This window comes from Parafrigoribacterium mesophilum (genome assembly GCF_039652555.1).
Lineage (GTDB): Bacteria > Actinomycetota > Actinomycetes > Actinomycetales > Microbacteriaceae > Parafrigoribacterium > Parafrigoribacterium mesophilum.
Map to the genome: position 1 here is coordinate 1654665 of NZ_JBDJAF010000001.1, position 24228 is coordinate 1678892.

Below are 24228 nucleotides of genomic sequence, written 5' to 3' on the forward strand. Positions count from 1 at the left end.
GTGGGCTACCGGATGTCAGTTTTTCCTTGAAACGGGAGCTGGCGGGCGGCGGGGAACAGGTCGGCGCGCAGGTGCTCGGGACGGAAACCACGGCCCACCATGCGAGCCGCAACACGCTGGATGGCGGGCAGGACGATCCGCAGGAAGACGCGCCAGCGCAGCGGCAGCGGATGCGGCAGCTTGATTCCGGAGCCCGACCGGCCGATGCGCTTGTGCAGTTGCAGTTGGATTGGCTGCATGAGCCGCACCGGCGGCAACCGGCGGGCCTGCACTGCGGCGAGCTCCTTCGGTGTGACGCTGCCAGCTTTCAGGGGGACGGCGAGCAGGTTCGCGCTGGCCACCGCATCCTGGATCGCGTAATTGACACCGACACCGAACGCCGGCGACATGGCGTGGGCGGCATCCCCGATGCACAGCAATCCAGGTGCAGACCACCGCTTCAGTCGGTTCACCCGCACCGAAAGCAGCTTCACCTCGTCCCAGCTCGCCAGCTGCGGCACGGCGGGCGCCAGGAACGCCGCGGCGTCCACGATGCGCTGGCGGAACGCATCCAGTCCCTCGGCGCGGATCGCGTCGAATCCGCCCTTCGGGATCAGCATGCCCGCCTGGTAGTAGCCCTCGCGGGGAATGGTGATCACCATGGACCGGCTGTCCAGGTAGGCCAGTGTCGCCGGCTGCGGACGACCGAGCTTGGGCAGATGGAACCACAGCACATCCACGGCGACGCCGAACTCGCGCGGCACCATGCCGGCGGCGGCACGCACCGCCGAGGCGCGGCCATCCGCGGCGACGGTGAGGGCAGCGACCACGTCGATCGGCCCGTCCGGAGTCTTCGCGGTGACACCGGCGACTCGGCCGTGGTTGCGGCGGATGCCCGTGACCTCCGCCTGCATGATCAACCGGAAATTCGGATACTGCGACGCCTCATCGGCCATGAAGTTCAGAAAGTCCCACTGCGGCATCAGCGCGAGAAAGTGCGTGCCGCCGTGCAGGCGCCGGAAATCGATCGGCCGGATGCGATTGCCGCTGATCACGACGTCCAGCGTCTCAATCCGATCGTGCGGCAGGGCGAGGAACTCGTCTTTCAGCCCCAATTCGCCGAGCAGGTCGATCGTGGACGGGTGGATGGTGTCGCCGCGGAAGTCCCGCAGGAAGTCGGCGTGCTTCTCCAACACGACAACGTCGACGCCGGCGCGCGCCAAAAGGTAGCCGAGCATGAGCCCCGCCGGGCCGCCACCGGCGATGCAGCATTGCGTCTGGATGCTGGTTTCTGACATCCCCCCATTATTCGCGCCGGAGCGGGTGGTGTCGCGGAGGTCTCGACACGCGCCTCGCAAGCTCGGGCGCTATCGACCGGCGGGGCGGGCGGCAGGTGCTGCCCTGCCGCGGGGCAGGCGACGAACGCTAACGAACCGCCGCGGCAGCGGCTCTCGCGGCGGCCGGCAGTGCCTCCAGAATGCGCGACACCGCGGCGTCGTCGTGCGCGGCGGTGACGAACCACGCCTCGAACGCCGACGGCGGCAGACACACCCCGGCATCCAGCATCGAGTGGAAGAACGGCGGGTACCGGTACACGTCCGACGCCTTGACCGCGGCGTAGTCCCGCGGCGGAGACTGGGTGAACGCGACAGAGAACAGGTTGCCGGCCCGCTGGATTGAGTGCACGACGCCTTCCGCGGTCAGGGCAGCGGACACCGCATCCGAAAGCTGCTCAGCCACTACGTCCAGACGGTGGTACACGGCGTCATCGGCGAGCCGCAGCGTGGCCAGGCCCGCGGCGACGGCGACGGGGTTTCCGCTGAGTGTTCCGGCCTGATACACCGGGCCGAGCGGGGCGAGCAGGTCCATCAGGTCGGCGCGTCCGCCGAGCGCGGCCAGCGGCATCCCGCCGCCGACGACCTTGCCGAAGGTGAACAGGTCGGGTTGCCACGGCGCTCCGGAAGCCGCCTCGAGTCCCCACCAGCCGGCCGGGCCGACTCGGAACCCGGTGAGCACCTCGTCCAGGACCAGCAGCGCGCCGTGCTCGTGAGCGATCTGGGCCAGCGCGGCGTTGAACCCGGGCCGCGGCGGCACGACGCCCATGTTGGCGGCGGCCGCCTCGACGATGATGCCGGCGATCTTCGATCCGTGCGCGGCGAACGCGGCCCGCACGGCGTCGAGGTCGTTGTACGGCAGCACGAGTGTCTGGGCGGCGGTCGCGGCGGTGACCCCGGCCGAGCCGGGCAGCGCCAGGGTGGCCACGCCCGAGCCGGATTCGGCGAGCAGCGCATCCGAGTGCCCGTGGTAGTGCCCGGCGAACTTGACCAGCAGGTCGCGGCCGGTGGCCCCGCGCGCCAACCGGATCGCGGTCATGGTGGCCTCGGTGCCGGTGGACACCAGGCGCAACTTCTGCACCGGGGACCGCCCGCCAGCCGTAACCCGACCGCAGACAACCTCAGCCAACTCGGTCTCCGCCGGGGTCGACGCGCCGAACGACAACCCCTGCGCGGCAGCGTCCTGCACGGCGCGCACGACCTCCGGATGCGCGTGGCCGAGGATCGCCGGACCCCACGACGCGACGAGGTCGACGTACTGGCGGCCGTCGGCATCCGTCACGTAGGGGCCGCGCGCAGAGACGATGAACCTGGGCGTGCCGCCCACCGAACCGTAGGCCCGCACCGGGGAGTTCACCCCGCCTGGGATGGACCGCTTGGCGCGGGTGAAGTACTCGTCATTGGCGGTCATGCACGCCCTCCGGCAGACAACTGTTCCCGTGCGGCGGTCACTTCAACCAGCCGGCCAGCTCAACCGCCCAGTAGGTGAGCACGGCATCGGCGCCGGCGCGGCGGATGCCGAGCACCGACTCGGTCACCGCCCTGCGGCGGTCGATCCAACCCCGGGCCGCGGCTGCCTCGATCATCGAGTACTCCCCGGACACTTGATATGCCCACACCGGGACGTCGCTGATCGCGGCGGCGTCGGCCAGCACGTCGAGGTAGCTCATCGCCGGCTTGACCATCACGATGTCCGCACCCTCGCCGATGTCGAGGAGCACCTCGCGCAGTCCTTCTCGACGGTTCGCGGGATCGAGTTGGTAGGTACTGCGGTTGCCGACCAGGGTGGACTCGACCGCTTCTCGGAACGGACCGTAGAACGCCGACGCATATTTGGCCGCGTAGCCCAGGATGGCCGTGTCAATGAAGCCGTGCGCGTCGAGAACGTCGCGCACCGCGGCGACCTGACCGTCCATCATGCCGCTGAGGCCGAGCAGCGCCGATCCGGCTTCCGCCTGCGTCACCGCCATGTCCTGGTAGCGCAGCAGCGTGGCATCGTTGTCCACGGCGCCGTGGGCATCCAGCACTCCGCAGTGGCCGTGGTCGGTGAACTCGTCGAGGCACAGGTCGGTCTGCACGACCAGCGCGTCGCCCACTTCGGCGACGACCGCCCTGGTCGCGACGTTGAGGATGCCGTTCGGGTCCGTGGCACCGGAGCCGACGGCATCCCGAGTGGTCGGCACCCCGAACAGCATCAGGCCGCCGACGCCGGCCTCGGCCGCCTGTGCAGCCGCTCGCTTGAGGCTGTCCAGGCTGTGCTGCACCACCCCGGGCATTGATTCGATCGGCACCGGCGCGTCGGCGCCCTCGCGCACGAAGACCGGGAGCACGAGCTGCGCCGGAGCAACACGGGTCTCGGAGACGAGCCGGCGGAAGGCGGCGCTGGAGCGCAGGCGCCGGGGCCGGATGCGGGGTGCCGGAGCGCTGGACGGACGAGGTGAGTCAGGAATGAGCTGTCCCTTTGCTGGTGAGTTGGATGTCGCGAGCGTGGTCGACCAGGGCCTCGACCAGTCCGGCGGCGGAGCGGGTTTCGGCGATGAGATGAACGGTGATGCCGGCCGCGCGGGCGTCGAACGCGGTGCGGGGCCCGATGCACGCCACGACCGTGTGTTGCGGCAGCGGGCCGAGTTGCAGTTGAATCTGGCGGGCCACGCTGCCCGAGGTGACGAGGATGGCGTGGATGCGCCCTGCCGCGACGTCGGCGGCGATGTGCCCGGTGACCGGCACGCCCACGGTGCGGTAGGCGGCGACGAATTCGACGTCGAGCCCTAGCCCGGCCAGGCCGGCGACCAGCGTGGGCTCGGCGATGTTCGACTGCGGAATGAGCACCTTGCCGCGAATCGCCGACTTCGGCCATTCGCGCACCAGGCCACGGGCCGAGTTGTCGCCGACGGGCACGAAGTCCACCGGGTAGCCGGCCAGGCTGAGCGCGGCTGCGGTGGTCTCACCCACCGCAGCAATTCGAGTGCCGCCGGGGATCACCACCTGCTGGCTGACCAGCACGTCCACGGTCGTGGCGCTGGTGACCACGAGCCAGTCGAACGTTCCGGATGCCAGCCGCTGCAGCGCATCCGACAGGGCACCAGGGTCCTCGGCGCTCGCAAAATTGATCATCGGCGCGATCACGGGGATCGCCCCGTGCGTTCGCAGGCTCGCGGCGACATCGTCGCCCCATTTGCCGCCGCGGGGTACGAGCACGCGCCACTGGGACAGCGGCTTGTCCCTGCCCGCAGCGTTCATGCCGTTTTCAGTTCCGCAAGATCGGCGGCGCCGAGGCTCAGCAACTCATCGCCGACGCGCTCACCGAGGTCCTCGGCCTGGCGCACCCGCTCGACTGTCGCGCCTTCCAGCACAAGGGCATGGGAACTCGTGACGTGCCGTGTCCCATCCGGCTGGTAGACGGTCGCGGTGAGCAGCAGCAGTTCGCCGTCCACGACGGCGGTCGCCCCGATCGGTGCGGAGCATCCGGCTTGCAGCCTGGCCAGCACCGACCGTTCCGCAAGGGCGGTCAGGTGGGACGTGCCGTGGTCCAGGCCGTTCAGGATGCGATCCAGCAGCTGCTCGGATCCACCGCGCACCTCGATGGCGAGCGCTCCCTGTCCCGGCGCGGTGGGCCAGTCGGCAAGGTCGAGGAAATCGGTCACGGCGTCGAGCCGGTCGAGTCTGGCCAGTCCGGCTGCGGCGAGCACGACGGCGTCGAGGTCGTCGGGGTTGACGCGTCCGAGGCGGGTGTCGACGTTGCCGCGCAGGTCGACGACGGCAAGATCCGGCCGCAGCGCCTTCAGTTGGGCGACCCGGCGCGGGGAGCCGGTTCCGACCCGGGCGCCGACTGGCAGGGAGGCGAGCGTCCAGCCCTCACGGGCGCACAGGGTGTCCCGGGGGTCCTCGCGCTTCGGGACGGCGCCGATGCGCAGGTCCTCGTACGGCACCGTTGGCAGGTCCTTGAAGGAGTGCACGAGCAGGTCGCAGCGCCCGGCGATGAGGGCTTCGCGTAGTGCATTTGCGAACACCCCGGTGCCACCGAGCGTCGCAAGGGAGGCTTTGTTGCGGTCGCCCTCGCTGGTGATCGGGACCAACTCCACGTCGACCGCGAACTTCGCCGCGATCCGGTCGGCGATCAGTCCAGCCTGCGCCAGCGCCAACGCACTCGCGCGGGTTCCAATTCGTACTGCCTCGTCGGTCACGGAGCCTCTCCTGCCAGGGCCGGTTTGAACCCGAGCCGCACGTTCTCACAGCATCCGGGCCGGCAAACGTCGTACCACGGCCCGATGTCGGTCAATGCCGGTCGCTGGGCGATCGGGGTGCCGTTCACCCGTTCGAGCACGAGGTCGATCAGCCCGGAAACGAACGCCGGATGCGCGCCAGGCGTCGGCACGCGGACCGCGACGATGCCGTGCACCCGCGCCGTCTCGGTCGCCTCGGTGTCCAGATCCCACTTGACTTCCATGTGGTCGCTGACGAAGCCGAGCGGCACGATCACGACGGCCTTCGTGCCGGAAGCGGCGAGCTTCTCGATCCGCGCGTTGATGTCGGGTTCGAGCCACGGCATGCTCGGCGGTCCGGACCTGGACTGGTAGACGAGGGACCAGGCCGGGGCGCCGCTGGTGTCGACAGGCTCAACCCGCTTCGCGGTTTCGACAAGCTCAACCACCGGAGCGCCGGTCTCGACAGGCTCGACGAGCGGCGGCGAGGCGACCGCATCCACGATGGCGCTGGCCACCGCCAGGTGCTGGGCGACGTAGGCGCCGCCTGGGCCGAAGTGGCGCTCCGCCGGGCCCGATCGGTCCGCGTCCTCGGTCGGAATCGAATGGGTGGAGAACAGGATGTGGATCTCGGATGCCGCGAAACCGCGCAGTTCCTCGCTGGCGAGCGCCTCCTGCACACCGTCGATGAACGGCTGCACGAATCCGGGGTGGTCGAAGTACTGCCGCACCTTGTCCAGTTGCAGACTGAGTCCGGTCTCGGTGACCGCGGCGGCGAGGTCTTCGCGGTATTGGCGGCAGCTGGAGTACGAGCTGTATGCGCTCGTAGTGATGGTGATCAGCCGGCTGTGTCCGGCCGCGGCGGCGACGACGAGAGCCTCGCTCAAATACGGCGCCCAGTTGCGGTTGCCCCAGTACACCGGCAGGTCGACACCGCGGCGGGCAAGTTCGGCCTCCAGCGCGGCCTTGAGCGCGCGGTTCTGTCCGTTGATCGGGCTGACGCCGCCGAAGGCGCGGTAGTGGGTGGCCACCTCTTCGAGCCGCGCGTCGGGGATTCCCCGCCCGCGGGTCACGTTCCTCAGGAACGGGAGGACGTCGTCCTGTCCTTCCGGGCCGCCGAACCCCGCAAGGAGGATAGCGTCGTACGTCGTGGGCGGAGCCGCCACACGCTCTGGTGTCACGTGAGGACCTCGGGGATCTCGGTCGTCGCAATCAGGCGGCCGGTGTAGAACGGGGTTTCCTCGCGCACGTGCAGGCGCGCATCCGCCTGCCGCAGTTTGCGCATCAGGTCGACGAGGTCGACGAGTTCTTCGGATTCGAGGGCGAGAATCCACTCGTAGTCGCCGAGCGCGAACGCGGCGACCGTGTTGGGTTTCACCTGCGGGAACTCCCGGCCCATCATGCCGTGCCTGCCGAGCATCCCGCGCCGTTCCTCGTCGGGCAGCAGGTACCACTCGTGCGAGCGCACGAACGGGTACACGGTAAGCCAGCGCTGAGCCTCGACGCCGCGGAGGTAGGACGGCAGGTGGTCGGCAGTGAATTCGGCGTTGCGGTGCACGCCCATCACGTTCCAAGTGGGTAGCAGGCTCGAGAGCACGCTGGTGCGGCGCAGCAACCGCAGGGCCGACTGGATGGCCTCGGGGGCGCCGCCGTGCAGCCAGATCATGATGTCGGCATCGGATTTCAATCCGGACACGTCATAGAAGCCACGCAGAGTCACTCCGGTGCGCTCGACGGACGCGACGGCCGCATCCAGCTCCTGTACTGCCCCGCGCAGTTCCGCCTCACTCAGCGTGGCCGCCGGGTCCCGGCGCAGCACCGCCCAGAGGGTGTAACTCGGGTCAAATGGCGCGGCTGTATTCGGTTCCACGGGGAGGGTCATGCTTCTATCTTCCCTCGCCGTGCTGGGAGTGCAAAAACGGCTAGTCTTTGCCGAACAGCGCCCAGGCGACCAGGCCGCCGGCAAGGATCACGACGGCTGTCGCGCCGATGATCCAGGGCACGGGCCGATCTTCGTAGGATGCCGTAGCCCTGGCCTTCAGCCGCCCCATCTGCTTGGGCACGTTGAGCTTGTCCTCGATGGCGTCCAGGGTGTCCTCGAGTTCGGCCCGCAGGGTGGTTACCCGGTTGTCCGGGTCTTCGCTCGGTACCTTCACGATCCGCCTCGCTTCACTGTTCCGGTGATGACGCGCACGTCCTGCTTGACGCTGCCGATGGTCTCGACCGGCGTCGGCGGCGCGCCGGCCTTGAGCTTGGTCACTCCCAGGTACGCCAGCACGCCGGCGATGATGAGCAAGACGACGGCCACGATCAGGGCCGACAGCCAGGCCGGAAGCGCCACCGCGATGCCGAGCACGGCGGCGGCGATGAACGTGGCGAGCGCGAAGAATCCGAACACCGCGGCCACGGCGAAGAACGCCGCGCCGATCCCGGCCGCCTTCAGTTTGGCGGTCAGCTCTTCCTTGAACCGCTCGAGCTCGGCCTTGATCAACTCGCTGATCAGCGTGGGCAGCGAACCGATCAGGGAAAAGAGCGAGCGTTTGGGCCCCGCCTGAGATTCGGCGTCAATCATGCGCGTGAGGGGCGGCCGCATCGGTCGCGGCGCCGGCTGCCCCGGTGTTCGAGGTCGAACTAGACGTCGTGACGCTCTGGTTGCGCTTGGAGCGGGAGACTACCTTCTTGGCGCCCTCGCTCAGCGCCCTGGCGACATCCGGCGCCTTGTCTTTGGCGAACTCCCCCGCCTCGTGCACCTGATGCTGCACCCGTGGGTCGTTCCACAGGTTGCGCGCCCACACCTTGATGTCCTCATAACGCTCTCGGCCGGCGCGAGCACCAAGCACATAGCCGATTCCCACCCCGACCAGCAAAACCAGCTTGCCTCGCATGATGTCTCCGTTCCGTCTGGGCCCAGGAAGGGCGAAAGGCTCACGTACGGATCCAAGAGTAGTCCGGGTCACGCCGAGGGAATCGAGTGAGCCTGGGAGATTCCGGTTAATCGCGCGAACCCGCCAGCAGTTCGGCGCACGCCTGCCGGGCAAAGGAGATGCCGGCGGCGAGGCCGGTTCCGGCCACCGCCTCGCCGACCTGGGTCACCCCGTCCGGCGCGCCGACTGCGGAACCGACGGCGGGGCCCGGCCAACTGACCTGCGCGAAGCCGGCGACCTGCGCCGCGGTGATGGGCACGCCGAGCAGGCGTTGCGCATCCGTCCTGGCGATGTCGTCGAGTCCGTGTTCCGGCGCGCCGTTGTAGGACAGCCGCAGCACGTGCCTGTGCGGACCAGCCTTCTCGGCCAGCCACGCCCACTTCGCGCTCGCGTGCGTGAGCGCCTTCGCACGGATGCCGGCGGCACCGGGAGCGACCAGCAGGCCGGTACCGCGCGGGGCGGCATCCAGCGCTGCGGCATCGACGACGAGGGTGGCGAGCACGATCTTTCGGGCCGGTGGCGATTCCAGCCGTGTGGCGAGCACCACGTGGTCGGCTGTGAGCACGCCGCCGTCGGCCAGGTCCACAGCGCCGGCGCTCACGGCGGCCACGCTGGTTCCGGTCCGCACGTTGACGCCCCGGCGGTGCAGGTCGGCAGCCAGCGCCTCGACGATACGGTAGATGCCACCGTCGATACCGGCCACCGCGGAACCGGCCGGAGCCGCGGCACGCAGGCTGAGTACCGCCCGGGACAGCGAGCCGGTGCGAGCGATGGCTTTTCTCAGCCCGGGCGCCACCCGGTCGACCGCCAGCTCGTCGGGATGCCGGGAGTGGATGCCCAGTACCACCGGGGCGACCAGACTGTCCAACACGCGGGGGCCCATCCTTTTGCGCACCAGGTCGCCGAGGCTCTGGCCGTCCCGCACCGAGGCGAACGGCAGCAGCACATCCAGTTCGGCACGCAGCGCGCCGGCCAACCCGGTCACCGCGATCACGTCCTTGGCCAACGGTGTGCCGGGAATGCCGAACAGTCCGGTTTTCGGAAGCGGGAGCGGGTCCCGGTCAGCCGGCTGCAGCCAGGCACCGGAGTGATTCGGCTCGACGATCGCGTCGGCCATTCCGAGTTCGGTGACGAAGGCGGCCACTGTGCCGCCGCGCGTGGCGAAGCTTTCGGCGCCGGCATCCAGGTCGATGCCGGCGACGGTGTGTCGGGCCACGCGCCCCCCGAGCATCGCGGCGGCCTCCAGCAGGGTGACCTGGAATCCGCCGGTGGCCAGTTCCCGTGCCGCAACCAGCCCGGCGATCCCGCCACCCACCACGATCACCCGAGGCATGGGCATCCGTTCATCCTTCGGCACCGTGCATCTCGACAGCGTGCACTGTCTCGACACCGTGCACTGTCGGCGCCATTGCGGGCGGCTCGGTCAGCGCAGGGCATGGGCCAGTTCAACGACCCGCGTCAGCACGGCAGGGTCGGTGTCGGGCGGCACACCGTGACCGAGGTTGAGCACGTGTGCGGGCGCGGCGGCTCCGCTGTCGACGACCTCGCGCACGTGCGCCTCGAGCACCGGCCACGGTGCCGCGAGTATGGCCGGGTTGATGTTGCCTTGCAGCGGCACGGTGCCGCCGAGCCGGCGGTTCGCTTCGGAGAGCGGGATGCGGTCGTCGACGCCCATCACGTCCGCCCCGATGGCGTACATGGACGGCAACAGTTCACCGGTCCCTACACCGAAGTGCACGATCGGGACACCGAGTTCGCGAACCGGCGCGATCGCCTGGGCCGAGTACGGCGCGACGTGCCTTTGATAGTCGGCGACCGACAACGAGCCGACCCACGAGTCGAATAGTTGGGCGGCGCTGGCACCGGCCAGCACCTGGGCCCGTAGGAACGCGCCGGTCACCTCGGCGGCCCAGCTCAGCAGCGCCCGCCAGACCAGGGGGTCGGCGTGCATCAGCGTGCGGGCACGCAGATGGTCCTTCGACGGTCCGCCCTCGACCAGGTAGGCGGCCAGGGTGAACGGGGCGCCGGCGAAGCCGATCAGTGGGGTGGAGCCCAATTGCGCCACCGTGCGGGCGACGCCGTCGGTGATCGGCTGCAGATCGCTGGGCCGCAGCGGACGCAACGCCGCGACATCCGCGGCGCTGCGGATCGGGGCGCCGAGCACCGGGCCACGTCCGGGCACGATGTCGACATCCACGCCGGCCAGTTTCAGCGGCACGACGATGTCGCTGAAGAAGATGGCGGCATCCACACCGTGCCGACGCACCGGCTGCAGGGTGATTTCGCTGGAGAGTTCCGGCGTAAGACACGCGTCGAGCATGGCCGTGCCCTGGCGTGCGGCACGATATTCCGGCAGCGACCGGCCGGCTTGGCGCATGAACCAGACCGGGACGAATTCCGGCCGCTCGCCCCGGTACGCGCGGATGAGAGGCGACTGGGCCGTACGCCCATCGGTCATCGGGTGGGTATCTGGCAGAGTCATGTGTTCAAGTCTCACACGCGCCCGCGGTTAGCATTGAGTTGTGCTGTTGTGCCTGTCCGTGAACCATGTGAATGCGAGCTTCGACACCCTGGAGCGGCTTTCGGCCACGACCGTGGACACCGCCGCGGAATTGGTGCGCGGCGATGCCGTCGCCCAGGGGGCCATCATGCTGGCCACCTGCAATCGCTTCGAGGCCTATCTCGACCTCGACGCGGCATCCGGCATCGCGGTCGCTGCGGCGGCCGACGCGACGCTGGCGCAACTCAGTACTGCCAGCGGGATTCCCGCGGCTGAGTTGCGCGGATCGATCAGCGTTCTGTCTGGGCCCAGCGTGGTCGAGCACCTCTTCGCCGTCTCCGCCGGGCTGGAATCGGTCGTCGTCGGTGAGGACGAGATCTCCGGCCAGGTGCGTCGCGCGCTGGAGCGGGCGCGCTCACGGCGCACCACGTCATCCGAGCTGGAGCGGCTGTTCCAGAAAGCGTCGCACACCGCGCGCGAGATCAAGACCGGCACCGAGCTGGGCGGCGCAGGCCGTTCGCTCGCCCGGCTGGCGTTGGAGCTGGCCTCCAGCCGCGTCACCGACTGGGCGACGACGCCGGTGCTCATCGTGGGGACCGGTCAGTATGCCGCGACGACACTCGCGGCCCTGCGCCGGTACGGGGCCGCGGACCTGCGGGTCTTCTCTCCCTCCGGGCGCGGCGAAAAGTTTGCCCTCCGGCACGGCATCACCTTGGAGCGCGACCTCCTGGTCGCGCTCGCCTCGGCCGACATCGTCATCACCTGCACGGCATCGGCGACGCCGGTCGTCACGCCAGAGACGCTGCTGCCGCGCTCGCGCAGCCGCCTCATCATCGACCTCGGCTTGCCGCGGAACGTGGATCCGGCCGTCGGGGCCATCGACGGCGTCGAGCTGCTCGACCTGGAGACGGTGAGCCTGCACGCGCCGCTGGAGGAGCTGAACGCCACGAGCATCGCCCGCGAGATGGTCGGCGCGGCGGCCGCGGAGTTCGCCGCGGTCGGCGCCGAGCAGTCGCTCACCTCCGGCATCGTGGCGCTGCGTCAGCACGTCCTCGGCATCCTTGAGGACGAGATCGAGCGCGCTCGCTCTCGAGGAGACTCGACTCCGCACACGGAAGCATCACTGCGTCACCTGGTCGGTGTGCTGCTGCACACGCCGTCGGCGCGGGCGCGGGAGCTGGCGCGAAGCGGGGACCAGCAGGCGTTCGTCGACGGACTCGACGCGCTGTTCGGCATCCAGGTCCCGGCTGCGGCGGATGCCGCACCCGATGCCGAGGACTCCGCGGGCACGGCCGCCGCCTCCGCCTCCTAACCGCCGGGCCGTCACGCGCTCGTCTGCCACCCGCGCCGCCCCCCCGGAAATTCAGGAAAACCGGTCAGCCAAGCGAGCCGAGCGGCGTGTATTCGGGCCAGTCGAGTCGTCCGATGACGCCGTTTCCTGAATTTCCGGGGCGGGGCGGAGTTGCGGATGGCGGGCATCCGGCTGATGGAACATAGAGGACGCCCCGGTCCCTACCCGAGTGGGGATCCGGGGCGCCCTATCCTTAGCTGCTACTTCCCGTAGCGGAACCGCTTCTCGGCGATGACCAGGGCGCCACCGAGGAACAACAGGCCGCTGGCGAACAGCAGGCCCAGATTGATCGAACCACCGTCGGTGCCCGTAGCCGCCAGAGTTTCACCAGGAAGGGCGAGGGTAGTGAGATCCCCGCAGTCCATCGGGTCAGTGAAGCTCAGCGTCCAGGTGCTCGGGTTGTCGATGCCGAAGTCGAACCCGTGACCCTCAGCAGGAACGGCGGTGACAACGTGAGTGCCCTTCTTGGAAACAGTGTGAGTTCCAGCAGTGACCACGTTCCCATCGACCTTCCAGACGATGGCGTCGGCGATGCCGTCCGCTTCACCCAGGGTGAACGATCCGTCCGCCTTGCAGGTGAGGTTGTTGGATGCGACGGTCGGGGTGACCACCGATTCGGTCGGGAACTCGAATCCACAATTGTCTGCACGGTGAACAGTGACGGTGTATGGCCAGTGGGTGTCCCCACTGAGAACAAAGCCGTCAAGGGCCGTCGCAGTGACAACGTGGTCGCCGGGCTTCACCAGTGTGGTTGCGCTGGTGACTGGCTGTCCGTCGATCGTGTACTCGACTCCATCTTTGAGGTCGACCCAGACGCTGCCACTGGTCCGGTTGCCGGCGACGCAGGTCTCATCCTGCGCGACCGGATCGCCTGGGATGACGGCAGTCGGGCAAGGGGCGTCCGTGAAGGTAAAGGTGAACAACCGCTGCGTTCCCTTCGGGATCACCCGGTCCGTGGTCGGCGACGCCTTGACCGTCACGGTCCCGACGCCGTTGACCCGCTCGTCCTTCACTGTGTAGTGAATGTCGTCGGTGTTCTTCGGAACATTCACCACATCGTTCACGACGCCACACACATCGCTTGCCGTCGGAATCTCGGGCAGCACGCTGATCGTCGTGTAGTCGAATGTGTAGTTCACACAGCCAGCGGTAATCGAGTTGACAACTCCGTCCCCGATGGCGCCGGAACCGAGCGAATAGCCGACAGCCACTACCTGGATGTCGTGCCCCACGCTGTCCGCAAGGATTTCATTCAGGGTGCCGTAGGCGTGCTGGTAGCTGGAGTTCGGTCCGGCCGGAACGCCGGGGATCGCCCTGGTGCCCCAGAACTTGTCGAAGAGCGGCTCCTGAACAAGATTGCCGGCCCACACTCCGTCCACCGTGATGGACAGGTTCAAGCCTGCGCTAGCTCCGCTCGTCGCGGTGTAGTCCATCGAGGGAGTGCCAGCTTGCGAAAGTGGGAAGCTCACGGGAACGTATCCCGCCGACTTGCTCAACGAGAGGTCCGGCCCCGTGGTCCAGATGTGCAGGCCACCGGCGACGTACGCGTGGTGACCCTCACTCCTGGAATCCGAAAAATCCCACCCGTTGGGGTTGAGGTTCGTGCTTACCGGGCCGCTGGTGATGGTCGTGCACTGCAGCACGGTAGGCGGCGTGGAGCAATCAATCGGGGTCGATGCTGGAACGGTCACGATCCAAACGGCATACCCTGGGTCGAGGCCATCCCTGTCCGCCAAGACGTAACCACTGTCGGCGACCGCTGTGAACGCATACTCGCCGGGCGCAACGTTCGTCAACGTGCCAGAGCCCTCGGCCCAATGGCCGTGATCAAACGGCGGCAACGTGATGGTGCCGTTCGTTCCAGTGGATACCCCCGCCTGACAGATCGCGGTGCCCGCCACGGCGGTCGGTTGAGTCGGTGTCGCGTACTTGACGTCAGGAGCGCAGGTCAGCTTGGGCGCAATCGTGTAAGTCACGGCGAGCGTGGTTGTGCCGTCCGAAAAGGTATGCCCGTCGTCGGCGATGGCATTCCGAGATCCGTCGGTGACATCGTCGGTGTTCTCCCACGTCGCGTTGCTGATATCGAACGTGACTCCACCAGCTGCCTCGCATGTGGCCGGCAACGGTTGCGCGGATGCTCGCGAATCAGCTGTGGGTGTCGGAGTCGGGGTCATCCCGCAAATGATCCAGTGGGAGATAATCGGCTTCTGATTACCTTGGTTCAGCGGCGGGTAGTACGGTGTATTGGCCTCCGGAGCGGTGACAACGTGGTCGTTGCTCCCCGCGTTCACAATCAAGTACTGCCACGTAGCGGATGTGTTGAGCGTGACAGCCTTCTGGTCGTTGGTGACCGCACCGTAGTTGCTGTTGTCGCTGACGTCGTATTTGATACAACTGGTGTTGTAGAGGGTCTGCCAATAAGTCACCCCATTGGTGTTGTCTTCGATGCCGGCATTCGCTGGGCCTGCGCCTAGCGAGACAAGCCCGACGACCATGAGTAGTGTGCTCGCGATCGCCAATAGTTTTGTTCGCATTGCAATTCCCCCTGAGGAGATCGTGTTCGGGTACACGCGATCCACGAAAGGCAAACTGCAACATTGAAGCATCCCCGGAGTGGACACGGAGAAGGGGAATGGGGCAAGACTTGATGCGATTCGGGTTCGCAAGGTTACGGCCGGGGGCCGGATGAGGGTTCGGGTATCACCTGCCTATATGCACGCTGTCGGGTCGGCTGAACAGTTTCGGGGGCCTGCTCAACCCAGGTGCAGCCCCAAGGTAGCATGGCCCCCGTTCGGAGTACAAGGATTATTTAGGAATGCCGGCCGAGGGGCACCCTGACCCATCATTGTTGAGGGGTCAGGGCGTCTCTCGTCTGTGAATGCTGGCTACCTCTTGTCGAGGCGGAACCGCTTCTCGGTGATGACCAAGGCGCGACGCAGCAAGAGCAGCCCGCCGCCGAGCAACAGCAGACCCCCAGCCAGAAGCAGGCTCAAGTTGATGACGTTGGCGTTGGCACCGGTGGAGGCGAGACTGTCATCGCCGGGGAGGGCGAGAGTCGTCAGATCGCCGCAGTCCTGCGCATCCGTGAAATTCAGCGCCCACGTGGTCTGGGTGTCGAAGCTGAAGCCGTACGTCGGCGCGTTCGGCGCGGCGGTGACGGTAACGATCCCCGCCGACCTCACTAGATGCTTACCTGAGGTCACGGCTTTCCCGTCGACGGTCCAGAGGATTCCCTCGTCGAGTCCCTCCGCGGACGCGAGCGTATAGGTGCCGTTGGCGCTGCAGCCCAGGTTCTCGAAGGTGACCGTGGGAGTGACCAGCGGATGCGTCGAGAGCTCGACGCAGGCAGGATCGGACGCGGACAACGCTGGCGCAAGATCGCCGGTCAGCGTCATCGTTGCCTGTCCCGTGCTGAACAGGCGGCCATCGTGGGCCGCGGCCGTCACGGAATAGTGCAGATTGCCGTCGCCGGAGTACACGACCTCGTTCCAGGATGCAAACGCACCCGACCCGAGAACAAGTTGTGCCGGCGCTGCGCAGGTCGGGTCCGTCGTGGTGACCAGCCCGGCCACCGCGAGGGTCGGCGGCAACGAAACGCAGTGTCCCGCATCATCGCGCATCTGAGTGTCACTGCATTCGCCGACAGGCGGCACCGTCTCACACACCGTTCCCGCGCTCTGGTTGCCCAGCATCGCGGGGCAGGCATCCGTCTCCGGCGGCATAGTCACGCACACCGTTCCCGCGCTCTGGGGACCGGGCATGTCGGGGCACGCGTCCGTCGTCGGCGGCGTGCTGGAAGCAGTGCTTGGGGTATAGGAGAGGGCGTAATGGCTGATGTTCTTCGTGGCGGTGGGGTAGGAGATGGTCAGCGATGCGACCGGCGGATTCACATCAACCCACTTCGGGCCAAGTCCCTGTTGCACGGAACCTGCCTTGATGCAGTACCCGTCGATGAGTTGGCCTGCCGGCGCCGCGACTTCGAGCGCCAAGTGAGAGCCCGACACGTCGATCTTGCCGGAGTCGAATCCGGCGCAGACCTGACCATCGTTGCCGGCACTAGCCTGACCAGCGCCGAGCGCCATGAGCCCAGCCAGGAGAAGCAGCGCGCTTCCCGCCGCCAGTATTTTCTTGTGCATTGTTTCCTCGGGATATGTGTTCGGGTACACGCGATCCACGAAGCACTGACGCGAGCTTCCTGAGCCTCGGAGCGGTCACGAGGTTAAGGAGGGGGCAGGGCTCGATGCGATTCGGGTTCGCAGAGAAGTGGCCGGAGACGGCCGTAAAAGTGGTTCGGGTATCACCTTCCTGAGCACACTGTCGGGGAAGTGAGGCGAACTAGGGGTTCCGCCCAACTCAGTGCAGGCTCAAGCTACCATGACCCCCATTCGGAGGACAACTCGACATTCAGTGTGTCGACTTTCCGGTCAGGACACGTGTTCCAGCAGGTCATAACCCATCCGGCGCAGTGCATCGACGACACGCAGCCGGGCCGCGACGCCGGACTCCTCGAGGGTCACCGTGACGGCGTACGCTACCGCCGCCTTCGGTCCGTAGAGCAAACCGGCCTCCGAACGCACGCCGCCTGAACTGCCCGTCGTGTTGATCAGCTGGATGCCGGCCTCGGCCGACCGATGCGCCAGCGGGTCCAGCCCGAACGCGCTCGCCACCCCGGACAGGTCGAAGCCGAGGGACAGCCAGCCGAGCACTCGCCGGCTCGTCGGCGCATCCACCACCGCGTCGCGAGCCAGCGCTGCGAACAGGGCGGTGAGTTCTGAGGTCGATCCGACCGAGACGTGCGGCGCGTCATCCGGTCCGCGACGATCGCGCACCCGGTCGAGCATGGCGGTGTGCTTCAACCCGAGGGACTCCGCTCGGGTGCGCACCGCGTCCAGTCCCACCTGCCGAAGCAAGGTGTTGACGGCGACACTGTCCGCGGTCGCGCCGATCAGGGTGGCCAGGTCGACGGCGGGCAACGCCGGCGCCTGCAGGAATTGCCACAGACCCGGGCCCTTGGTGGCATCCTGCTCGGTCTTGTCGAGGATGCCAAGCCCGGCGTGGTCGCGTTCGGTGATGCGCGCCGACACCTCGATGAGCAACAGGATGCGTCCGACGCCGGCCGTCGGCAGCACGACGTGGTCGTCGGCCGAGAGCAGTGTCGTGCCGGTGGCCAGGTCGATAGCGTTTGCCGACACCTGCGCGCCTGAGTAGGCCAGCTGGCCCAGCGCTCGGAACGAGCCGGAGAAATTCTCGCCGACCTCCTCCGCGCGATGACGCCCTGGAGTACGCGCGCGCATCCGTTCGCGGCGCGTTTGATTCTGTGCTGCGGCTACCAAATGGTCACTCGGTCATCCGGGTCCAGCCACAGGGCGTCTCCCCCGGCGACATGGAAGGTGCGATAAAACTCGTCGATGTTGCGGACGATCTGGTTGCAGCGGAACTCGTTCGGCGAATGCGGATCGATCGCCAGCAGTCTGATGACCTCCTCATCGCGGGCCTTGAGCTGCCAGGCCTGCGCCCAGGAGAGGAAGAAGCGCTCCGCTCCGGTCATCGAATCGATCACGGGCGGCTCGTCGCCCTGTAAGGAAAGCAGATATGCCTTCCAGGCGATGTCGAGGCCACCGAGGTCCCCGATGTTCTCGCCGATCGTGAGCGCGCCGTTGACGTGGTGATCCGGCACCTGGCGTGGAGCGAGGGCGTTGTACTGCTCGATCAGGGAGGCCGTGAGCTTCTCAAACGCGACCCGGTCCTCGGCGCTCCACCAGTCGGTGAGGCGGCCGTCGCCATCGTACTTGGAGCCCTGATCGTCGAATCCGTGGCCGATTTCGTGGCCGATGACCGCACCGATCGCGCCGTAGTTGGCCGCCGCATCGCGGGTCGGATCGAAGAAGGGGAACTGCAAGATCGCGGCGGGGAAGACGATCTCGTTGAACCCGGGGTTGTAGTAGGCGTTGATCGTTTGCGGGGTCATGAACCACTCGTCGCGGTCCAGCGGTTTGCCAATCTTGCCCAGTTCGCGTTGGAACTCGAACTCCGTGGTGGCCCGCACGTTGGCGAGCAGGTCAGCCGGGTCGATCCGAAGGCTCGAGTAGTCGCGCCACTTGGCCGGGTAGCCGATCTTCGGGGTGAACTTCTCCAGCTTCTCCAGGGCGCGTGCCCTGGTGGCATCGGTCATCCAGGTGATCGTCGTGATGCTCTGACGGTAGGCCTCGACCAGGTTGGCCACGAGCACGTCCATCGCCCTTTTCGCTTCCGCCGGAAAGTGTCGCTCGACGTAGATCTTGCCGACGGCCTCGCCGAGCGAGCCCTCCACCAGCGAGACACCCCGTTTCCAGCGGGCGCGCAGCTCAGGAGTGCCACTCAGTGTCCTACCGTAGAAGTCGAAGTTCGCCTCGACGAAGTCGCTCGACAGGTAGGCAGCGGAGGAACGGATCACCTGCCAGCTGAGCCAGTCGCGCCAGGCGTCCAGGCGATCGGCGGTGAGCAGCGCGGCTACCCCCTGGACGAAGCTGGGCTGGCGCACGACGAGTTCGTCGAGTGAGCCGGCGGGCACGTCGAGCGCGGTGCGCCACTGGTTGAAGCCAGGGTCGACCTGATCCCAGGTCCGCAGGTTGTAGGTGGCTTCACTGTCGCGGGAGGCCACGTTGTCCCAGTGGTGCCCGGCCAGTTCGGTCTCGAGCGCGAAGACGCGTTTCGCCCGACCGGCCGGGTCGTCCAAGTGAGCGAGACCGAACATCCGCTCGAGGAACCCAACGTAGTGCTCCCGCACCTCGGCGAACGTGTCCTGCCGGTAATAGGACTCGTCGGGCAGTCCCAGGCCACCCTGCTCGAGGAAGACGAGGTAGCGTTCCGGGTCGCCGGGGTCGTTGTCGACGAACAGTTGGAAGAACCCGCCTACGCCCTTGCGCTCGAGGTGACCGAGAGTGGTGAGCAGTGTGTCGACGGAGTCGACGGCGGCGACCGCGCTCATCAGCGGCGTCAGGGGGCTGGCACCCAATTCCTCGGCACGGGCCTCATCCATGAAGCTCGCGTAGAGGTCGCCGAGCTTGCGCGCCTCGGTGCCCGGCTCGGCGTTCTGGGCTTCGACGATGATGTCGCGCACCGCCTTTTCGGCCTCCTCGGCCAGCACGTAGAACGACCCATACCTGGCCTTGTCTGCGGGGATCTCGGTGCGCGCAATCCACTTCCCGTTGACGTGACGGAACAGATCGTCTTGAGGCCGGATGTCCCCATCCAGCTCGTCGACGAGAATTCCAGATTTCAGGGGGCTGTCGGGGCTCATGCGTCAAGCCTATGCGAGTGCGCCGAGGCGGGCGCAGCACAAGCTTCGCTGCGGGTTAGCGAACGCGGACGACGTCGATGGCCATGACAAGAATGACCCGGTCCGCCGCATCCGCCGGTGCTGGCGAATCGTGCCCGGCGCCGTAACGCCGGTCGAGCACCTGATAGAAGGAGCCGGTCGGGTCGTCGATCACCTCACTGAGCCGCCCGCGCAACTCGACGAAACGGTAACGGTCGTGCACGTCGGTCACCGACAGCGTCATGGCCGGGTTGAGCTGCAGGTTGCGGAACTTGACCCGCTTGTTGGTGTGGGTGAACCGGATGTTCTCCCCGTCGAACAGGAACCACATGTCGTTGAGCTGGATGCGACCATCCGGCCTCAGCGTCGCCAGGTGCGCGATGGTGGCTTGTTCGAGGATGGCGCGGTGGCTGGCGGGGATTTCGGTCATGCCCTCAGCCTAGGCATGCCCTGGCCATAGGATCGAAGGCAGGCGCGTGACCGAGTACGCGGCCCAAGGAGCTCACATGACCGACCCATCGACTGCGAACGGATCCCCCCTCGATGTGCGGACCCTGCCCCACGGCGAGCGCCACGAGATCATCTTCTCGCGCCTCGACGACCTGAGCATCGGCGAGTCACTCGTCATCCTCAACGACCACGACCCGAAGCCGTTGCGCTACCAGAGCGAAGCGCTCTGGCCTGGACGCTACGAGTGGACCTACGAAGAGGCCGGCCCCGAGATCTGGCGCGTCGCGATCAGCCGTGCCAGCTGAGCCGAACCCGGCCGACTCCCCGGACCCGATCGATGGACTGACTCGCGTACTGGCCAAGGCGTGCCGGGCGCTGGGCGATGCCGGGCATCCGAAAGAAGCCGCGGCCCTCGCTGCCCAGGGGTGGACGATGGTGCGGGGGCTCTACCCGAAGCAGGCGGACCGGCTGGATGGCGCAATGCACTACCTGGCGCGCCTGGAGGCGAAGCAGGAGGCCGGCGAGTCTTCGCCGCCGGTCGAGTAGTCGCCGGGGGTCTCGACAGGCTCGACCACCGGAGCCGGCCCGACCACCGGAACAGGCCCGACCACCGGAACAGGCTCGACCACCGGAACAGGACCGACCACTGGAACAGGCCCGACCACCGGAACAGGCTCGACGGGAGCATCCGCGGGTCGAGTAGCGACCGAGGAACGAGGCCGCGTATCGAGACCTCCCGCACTCACCCCGTCGCCCTGCGCTCCTCCCACTCCGCCATCAGCTTCCCGAGGCTCTGCTGGATGAAGACGAAGAACTCCGCCATCTCTGCCACGCGCGCCCGCGCCGCACTCTGGGGCGGGAGCGTCGCGGCGCCGGCCGTCGCCGCATCCGCGACCTGTTGATACACCGCGATGTTGGTCATCGTCATCGCGTACCAGGACCGCACGATCGCATAGCGATCCCGGCGGGAGCCGCTCACCGGTATCCGGGCGACGAAGCCGACCAGTTGCAGGTACCGCACCGCCCCGGAAACCCCTTCGGCGGAACACGACAACGGCCGCCGCGGCGAGCACCACGCCGATACCGGTGAGGATGAGGCCGGCGCTCCAGTCGAAGTCCACGACCGGCACCGCGCCACGGATCGCGAGCAGCGCGGGGTTGGCGGTGGCCAGCTTGACCAGTGCGGCGCTTTGCTCGGGGGTGCCGAACTCTTGTGCGGCGGCGGAGGCGCTGCCGACCGTGAGTAGCCAGATCCCGGCGATCGGTATCCGCATCGAACACGAGCGTGTCCCGTTTCAAGGAGATTCGGTCAGAATGTCCCCGATTTGCCGGCTCCCGGCATGCCCGACGCACGATTTCCTTGAGATGGTTCAAGCAGGTACTGGGAGGTGGGCAGAGTGCGCAGCGGGATCGGAACTCCTACTCTCGACGCAGACGGCCATCCGGCTTATCCTCGGTGCCAGCACGTGCGGACGACACCGATCTTCGGAGGTTCACGATGAGCGACGAATCCACCTCAGGCACCGACGTCCCGGTCGGCGATATGACCGAGCAGGGACAGACCGACCTCGGTCCGCACCCCTCGCTGACGCACCTGGAAAACCTCGAGCAAGCCAACTTGGAGGCGGTGGCGGAGGAGACCGAGACTACGACCGATGCGGACTCGTGAAGGCTACCGCCGCGCCAGAGCGGCGGTTGTATTCCCGCGGCGGAATGTACTGGTGAAGGAGGCCGGTTGCGCCTGCCCGCCGCCCAACAGCATCCCGACCGCCCGGCCGGCTGCACGGCCCTTCTCGACCGCCGGCTGCACCATTGTGGTCAATTCGTGGGGCGCTAGGCCATCCAGCCGGATGCCGTCAAAACCGGCCACGCTCACGTCCGCCGGAACCCGAAGGCCGAGTTCTTCCGCGGCCCGGATGACGCCGGCAGCGAGCAAGTCGCTCTGCGCGATGATGGCCGTCGGGCGGGTGCGGGCATTTGCCAGCAGTTCGAATCCCGCCTGCCTCCCCTCGTCGATCAGGCTGCCCGCCGCCACCCACCCGGATGCTTCCGGGAAGATGTCACGCACACCGCGCAGGCGTTCGGATGCGGTGAATCCGGTGCTTTCTGCCTCGCGCCGGGCGGTGAGCGGTCCACGCGACCGCTCGGCGTCGAGCGGCAGCGTGACAAGTGCGACGTGCGCATGACCCAGCTCTTTGAGATGCCGCGCCATCGCGCGCGATGCCTCACGATTGTCCAACGCGATGTCGAGCACACCCTCCATGGGCGCCGCTTCGATCGCAACGACGGGCACACCGCGCCGCCGCAGAATGGCGACGGCACGATCCAGGCGGGTGCTGCAGCCGACGAGCACGACGGCATCCAGGGGCGCGGTGTCCATGCTCACAGCACCGTCGCCGGTGTCGGTGAGCAGCAGGAGGCCCGAGCCCAGAGCGCCGGTTTCGTCGGCCAGGCCGTCGAGCATGGCGATGTTCATCGGATCGCGGAAGGCGTCGCGAAGCCGATCCTCGATGACGACCCCGACGATGCCGGAGCGGCCACGGCGCAGCGATTGGGCGCGTGGATCTGGGCCTGCGTAGTTGAGCGTCGCCGCCGCCGCCAGCACCCGGGCGCGCGTCTGCCCGGAGACCGGCCCCGACCCGCTGAAGGCCAAGGATGCGGTGGACGGGGATACCCCGGCCAGCGCCGCGACCTCCGCGAGGTTCGGGCGGTGGACGACGTTACGCTCATGGTGCTCCCGCGCCCGCGCGCTTGCCTCGGTGCTCATGACTTGGTAGCTTAGTCGAATCGATTCGATCGAGTCGATTCCAGGCCATCCGCGCCATCAGCCAACCCCGGGAATCATGTCCAAGAGCACCGTTTCGCCCACCCGTAACTACCCAGGCGGGCTCACCCGCCACGACGTGGTCGCCTGGCGCAACGCCACCTTCACGATCTTCGGATTGTGCGGCATCGGCCTGGCCAGCTGGATCGCCCGGGTGCCGGCGGTCCGCGACGCCCTCGGGGCCAGCACGCTCCAGATGGGGATGCTCATCTTCGGGCTGGCGGCCGGGTCGATCCTCGGCCTGCTCGCATCCGGACAGATCATCGCGCGATTCGGGGCGGCCCGCACAATCGCCTGGTGCCTCACGATCGGCCCGGTCGGCTTCGCGTTCGCCGGCGTGTTCGCCACGGTGGGACCGAGTTTCGCCGCCGTCCTCATCGGCCTCGCCATCTTCGGAGCGGCCTTCTCCGTCACGGATGTCTCGATGAACGTCTCCGGGGCCGCGAACGAGCGCGTGTCGGGGCGCAGCATCATGCCCATCTTCCACGCCTGCTTCAGCTTCGGAACGATGCTCGGCGCCGGCGGCGGCGCGCTGGCGGAATGGGCGGGATTGCCCATTGCGATCCACACGGCCATCATCGCCGCCGTGATGATCGCCGGAGCCCACGTCGCCGTGCGATTCCTGCAGTCCGAGAACCTCGTGGCCGAGGAGGCCTCCGCGGAGGCGGATCCCTCCACGGTGCGGCGCGGTCGGCTGGACATCTGGCGCGAGCCGCGCACCCTGCTGATCGGGCTGATCGTGCTCGGGATGGCGTTCGCCGAGGGGTCGGCCAACGACTGGCTCGCGCTCGCCATGGTCGACGGTCACGGCGTGGACAACGCCACCGGCGCGATTGTGCTCGGCGTGTTCGTCACGGCGATGACCGTGGGGCGCCTGCTCGGTGTTCTGGTGCTCGACCGCTACGGGCGGGTACCGGTGCTGCGGGCATCCGCGGGCCTGGCAACCCTGGGTCTGCTCATCATGATCTTCGTGCCCAATGCCTGGATCGCCACCGTCGGGGTCGTGCTGTGGGGACTCGGGTCGGCGCTCGGCTTCCCGGTCGGGATGTCGGCGGCGGCGGATGACCCCAAGACCGCGGCGGCGCGGGTGAGTGCGGTCGCCACGATCGGCTACTGCGCGTTTCTGGTCGGCCCGCCGCTGATCGGCTTCCTCGGCGAGCACATCGGCCTGCTGAACGGACTGCTGGTCGTGCTCGTGTTGGTGGCGCTCGCCGGCGCGGTGTCCCACGCGGCCCGGGAGCCGGGCGCGACCGCGTCCGCTGCCCCGGTGGAGCCCGCCGTCGAATAACAGTTCCCGTTCCGGCTAACTGTGCCCGGCGCAACGGCAACTATTAGCCGAAACGGACGCAGTTGTTCCGCGGGACGGC

General features: G+C 67.8%; 24 protein-coding genes. 5 read left to right on the top strand and 19 right to left on the bottom strand.

Going from position 1 to position 24228, the window contains the following annotated elements; translation table 11 throughout:
- Positions 1-5: 5 nt before the first annotated feature.
- The 12 genes from ABFX56_RS07915 to hemE all read right to left on the bottom strand — a co-directional run bounded on the left by ABFX56_RS07915 (position 6) and on the right by hemE (position 10921).
- On the bottom strand, positions 6-1277 hold the full coding sequence (locus ABFX56_RS07915) for an FAD-dependent oxidoreductase (protein ID WP_346232707.1): 1272 nt from the start codon (positions 1275-1277) through the stop codon (positions 6-8).
- Positions 1278-1404: 127 nt separating this feature from the next.
- The gene (gene hemL / locus ABFX56_RS07920) at positions 1405-2724 is read right to left on the bottom strand and encodes a glutamate-1-semialdehyde 2,1-aminomutase (RefSeq protein ID WP_346232708.1); all 1320 of its coding nucleotides are present in this window, start codon (positions 2722-2724) and stop codon (positions 1405-1407) included.
- A gap of 37 nt (positions 2725-2761) precedes the next feature.
- Positions 2762-3721 carry a porphobilinogen synthase gene (gene hemB, locus ABFX56_RS07925; protein ID WP_346233173.1) on the bottom strand — a complete coding sequence of 320 codons (960 nt, stop codon included), beginning with the start codon at positions 3719-3721 and terminating at the stop codon, positions 2762-2764.
- A 34-nt stretch (positions 3722-3755) separates the two neighbouring features.
- Positions 3756-4553, bottom strand: coding sequence for a uroporphyrinogen-III synthase (locus tag ABFX56_RS07930; protein ID WP_346232709.1), 798 nt, complete (start codon positions 4551-4553; stop codon positions 3756-3758).
- On the bottom strand, positions 4550-5497 hold the full coding sequence (hemC, locus tag ABFX56_RS07935) for a hydroxymethylbilane synthase (RefSeq protein ID WP_346232710.1): 948 nt from the start codon (positions 5495-5497) through the stop codon (positions 4550-4552). Before hemC ends, ABFX56_RS07930 begins: the two co-directional genes overlap by 4 nt.
- The gene (locus ABFX56_RS07940) at positions 5494-6696 is read right to left on the bottom strand and encodes a ferrochelatase (RefSeq protein WP_346232711.1); all 1203 of its coding nucleotides are present in this window, start codon (positions 6694-6696) and stop codon (positions 5494-5496) included. The genes hemC and ABFX56_RS07940 overlap by 4 nt, the downstream gene beginning before the upstream one ends.
- Positions 6693-7397 (bottom strand): hydrogen peroxide-dependent heme synthase, encoded by a 705-nt coding sequence (gene hemQ, locus ABFX56_RS07945; RefSeq protein WP_346232712.1) that lies wholly within the window; start codon positions 7395-7397, stop codon positions 6693-6695. The genes ABFX56_RS07940 and hemQ overlap by 4 nt, the downstream gene beginning before the upstream one ends.
- Before the next feature lie 40 nt (positions 7398-7437).
- Positions 7438-7671: a DUF3618 domain-containing protein gene (locus ABFX56_RS07950; protein ID WP_346232713.1), complete on the bottom strand. Its 234-nt coding sequence runs from the start codon at positions 7669-7671 to the stop codon at positions 7438-7440.
- Positions 7668-8087: a phage holin family protein gene (locus ABFX56_RS07955; RefSeq protein ID WP_346232714.1), complete on the bottom strand. Its 420-nt coding sequence runs from the start codon at positions 8085-8087 to the stop codon at positions 7668-7670. Before ABFX56_RS07955 ends, ABFX56_RS07950 begins: the two co-directional genes overlap by 4 nt.
- The gene (locus ABFX56_RS07960; protein ID WP_346232715.1) at positions 8080-8400 is read right to left on the bottom strand and encodes a YtxH domain-containing protein; all 321 of its coding nucleotides are present in this window, start codon (positions 8398-8400) and stop codon (positions 8080-8082) included. Before ABFX56_RS07960 ends, ABFX56_RS07955 begins: the two co-directional genes overlap by 8 nt.
- 106 nt (positions 8401-8506) lie before the next feature.
- Positions 8507-9778 (bottom strand): protoporphyrinogen/coproporphyrinogen oxidase, encoded by a 1272-nt coding sequence (locus ABFX56_RS07965; RefSeq protein WP_346232716.1) that lies wholly within the window; start codon positions 9776-9778, stop codon positions 8507-8509.
- Positions 9779-9862: 84 nt separating this feature from the next.
- The gene (gene hemE / locus ABFX56_RS07970) at positions 9863-10921 is read right to left on the bottom strand and encodes a uroporphyrinogen decarboxylase (protein ID WP_346232717.1); all 1059 of its coding nucleotides are present in this window, start codon (positions 10919-10921) and stop codon (positions 9863-9865) included.
- Between the two features lie 40 nt (positions 10922-10961).
- Here hemE and ABFX56_RS07975 point away from each other — a divergent pair, with 40 nt between their 5' ends.
- A complete protein-coding gene (locus ABFX56_RS07975) occupies positions 10962-12251 on the top strand; it encodes a glutamyl-tRNA reductase (RefSeq protein ID WP_346232718.1) in 1290 nt (429 codons plus the stop codon).
- Positions 12252-12490: 239 nt separating this feature from the next.
- Here ABFX56_RS07975 and ABFX56_RS07980 read toward each other — a convergent pair whose 3' ends face one another.
- The 5 genes from ABFX56_RS07980 to ABFX56_RS08000 all read right to left on the bottom strand — a co-directional run bounded on the left by ABFX56_RS07980 (position 12491) and on the right by ABFX56_RS08000 (position 20017).
- Complete coding sequence (locus ABFX56_RS07980; protein WP_346232719.1) at positions 12491-14824, bottom strand: hypothetical protein; 2334 nt, start codon at positions 14822-14824, stop codon at positions 12491-12493.
- Positions 14825-15175: 351 nt separating this feature from the next.
- Entirely contained in the window at positions 15176-16426 is a 1251-nt protein-coding gene (locus ABFX56_RS07985; protein ID WP_346232720.1) for a hypothetical protein, read from the bottom strand.
- A 288-nt stretch (positions 16427-16714) separates the two neighbouring features.
- Positions 16715-17482, bottom strand: coding sequence for a serine hydrolase (locus ABFX56_RS07990; protein WP_346232721.1), 768 nt, complete (start codon positions 17480-17482; stop codon positions 16715-16717).
- Positions 17483-17616: 134 nt separating this feature from the next.
- Complete coding sequence (locus tag ABFX56_RS07995; protein WP_346232722.1) at positions 17617-19569, bottom strand: M13 family metallopeptidase; 1953 nt, start codon at positions 19567-19569, stop codon at positions 17617-17619.
- A gap of 55 nt (positions 19570-19624) precedes the next feature.
- The gene (locus tag ABFX56_RS08000) at positions 19625-20017 is read right to left on the bottom strand and encodes a PPOX class F420-dependent oxidoreductase (protein WP_346232723.1); all 393 of its coding nucleotides are present in this window, start codon (positions 20015-20017) and stop codon (positions 19625-19627) included.
- A gap of 76 nt (positions 20018-20093) precedes the next feature.
- On the opposite strand from ABFX56_RS08000, the gene ABFX56_RS08005 reads away from it, so the two are divergent.
- Positions 20094-20342, top strand: coding sequence for a DUF2249 domain-containing protein (locus ABFX56_RS08005; RefSeq protein WP_346232724.1), 249 nt, complete (start codon positions 20094-20096; stop codon positions 20340-20342).
- Complete coding sequence (locus ABFX56_RS08010; RefSeq protein ID WP_346232725.1) at positions 20332-20583, top strand: hypothetical protein; 252 nt, start codon at positions 20332-20334, stop codon at positions 20581-20583. The genes ABFX56_RS08005 and ABFX56_RS08010 overlap by 11 nt, the downstream gene beginning before the upstream one ends.
- A gap of 196 nt (positions 20584-20779) precedes the next feature.
- Here the strand turns inward: ABFX56_RS08010 and ABFX56_RS08015 are convergent, their stop codons facing one another.
- Positions 20780-21058 carry a hypothetical protein gene (locus ABFX56_RS08015; protein WP_346232726.1) on the bottom strand — a complete coding sequence of 93 codons (279 nt, stop codon included), beginning with the start codon at positions 21056-21058 and terminating at the stop codon, positions 20780-20782.
- Positions 21059-21535: 477 nt separating this feature from the next.
- Here ABFX56_RS08015 and ABFX56_RS08020 point away from each other — a divergent pair, with 477 nt between their 5' ends.
- Positions 21536-21706, top strand: a complete 171-nt coding sequence (locus ABFX56_RS08020; protein WP_346232727.1) for a hypothetical protein — start codon at positions 21536-21538, stop codon at positions 21704-21706.
- A 3-nt stretch (positions 21707-21709) separates the two neighbouring features.
- On the opposite strand, the gene ABFX56_RS08025 is transcribed toward ABFX56_RS08020, so the two are convergent.
- Positions 21710-22804, bottom strand: a complete 1095-nt coding sequence (locus ABFX56_RS08025) for a LacI family DNA-binding transcriptional regulator (RefSeq protein ID WP_346232728.1) — start codon at positions 22802-22804, stop codon at positions 21710-21712.
- Positions 22805-22880: 76 nt separating this feature from the next.
- Between ABFX56_RS08025 and ABFX56_RS08030 the strand changes: the two genes are divergently transcribed.
- Entirely contained in the window at positions 22881-24149 is a 1269-nt protein-coding gene (locus ABFX56_RS08030) for an MFS transporter (RefSeq protein WP_346232729.1), read from the top strand.
- Positions 24150-24228 lie beyond the last annotated feature (79 nt).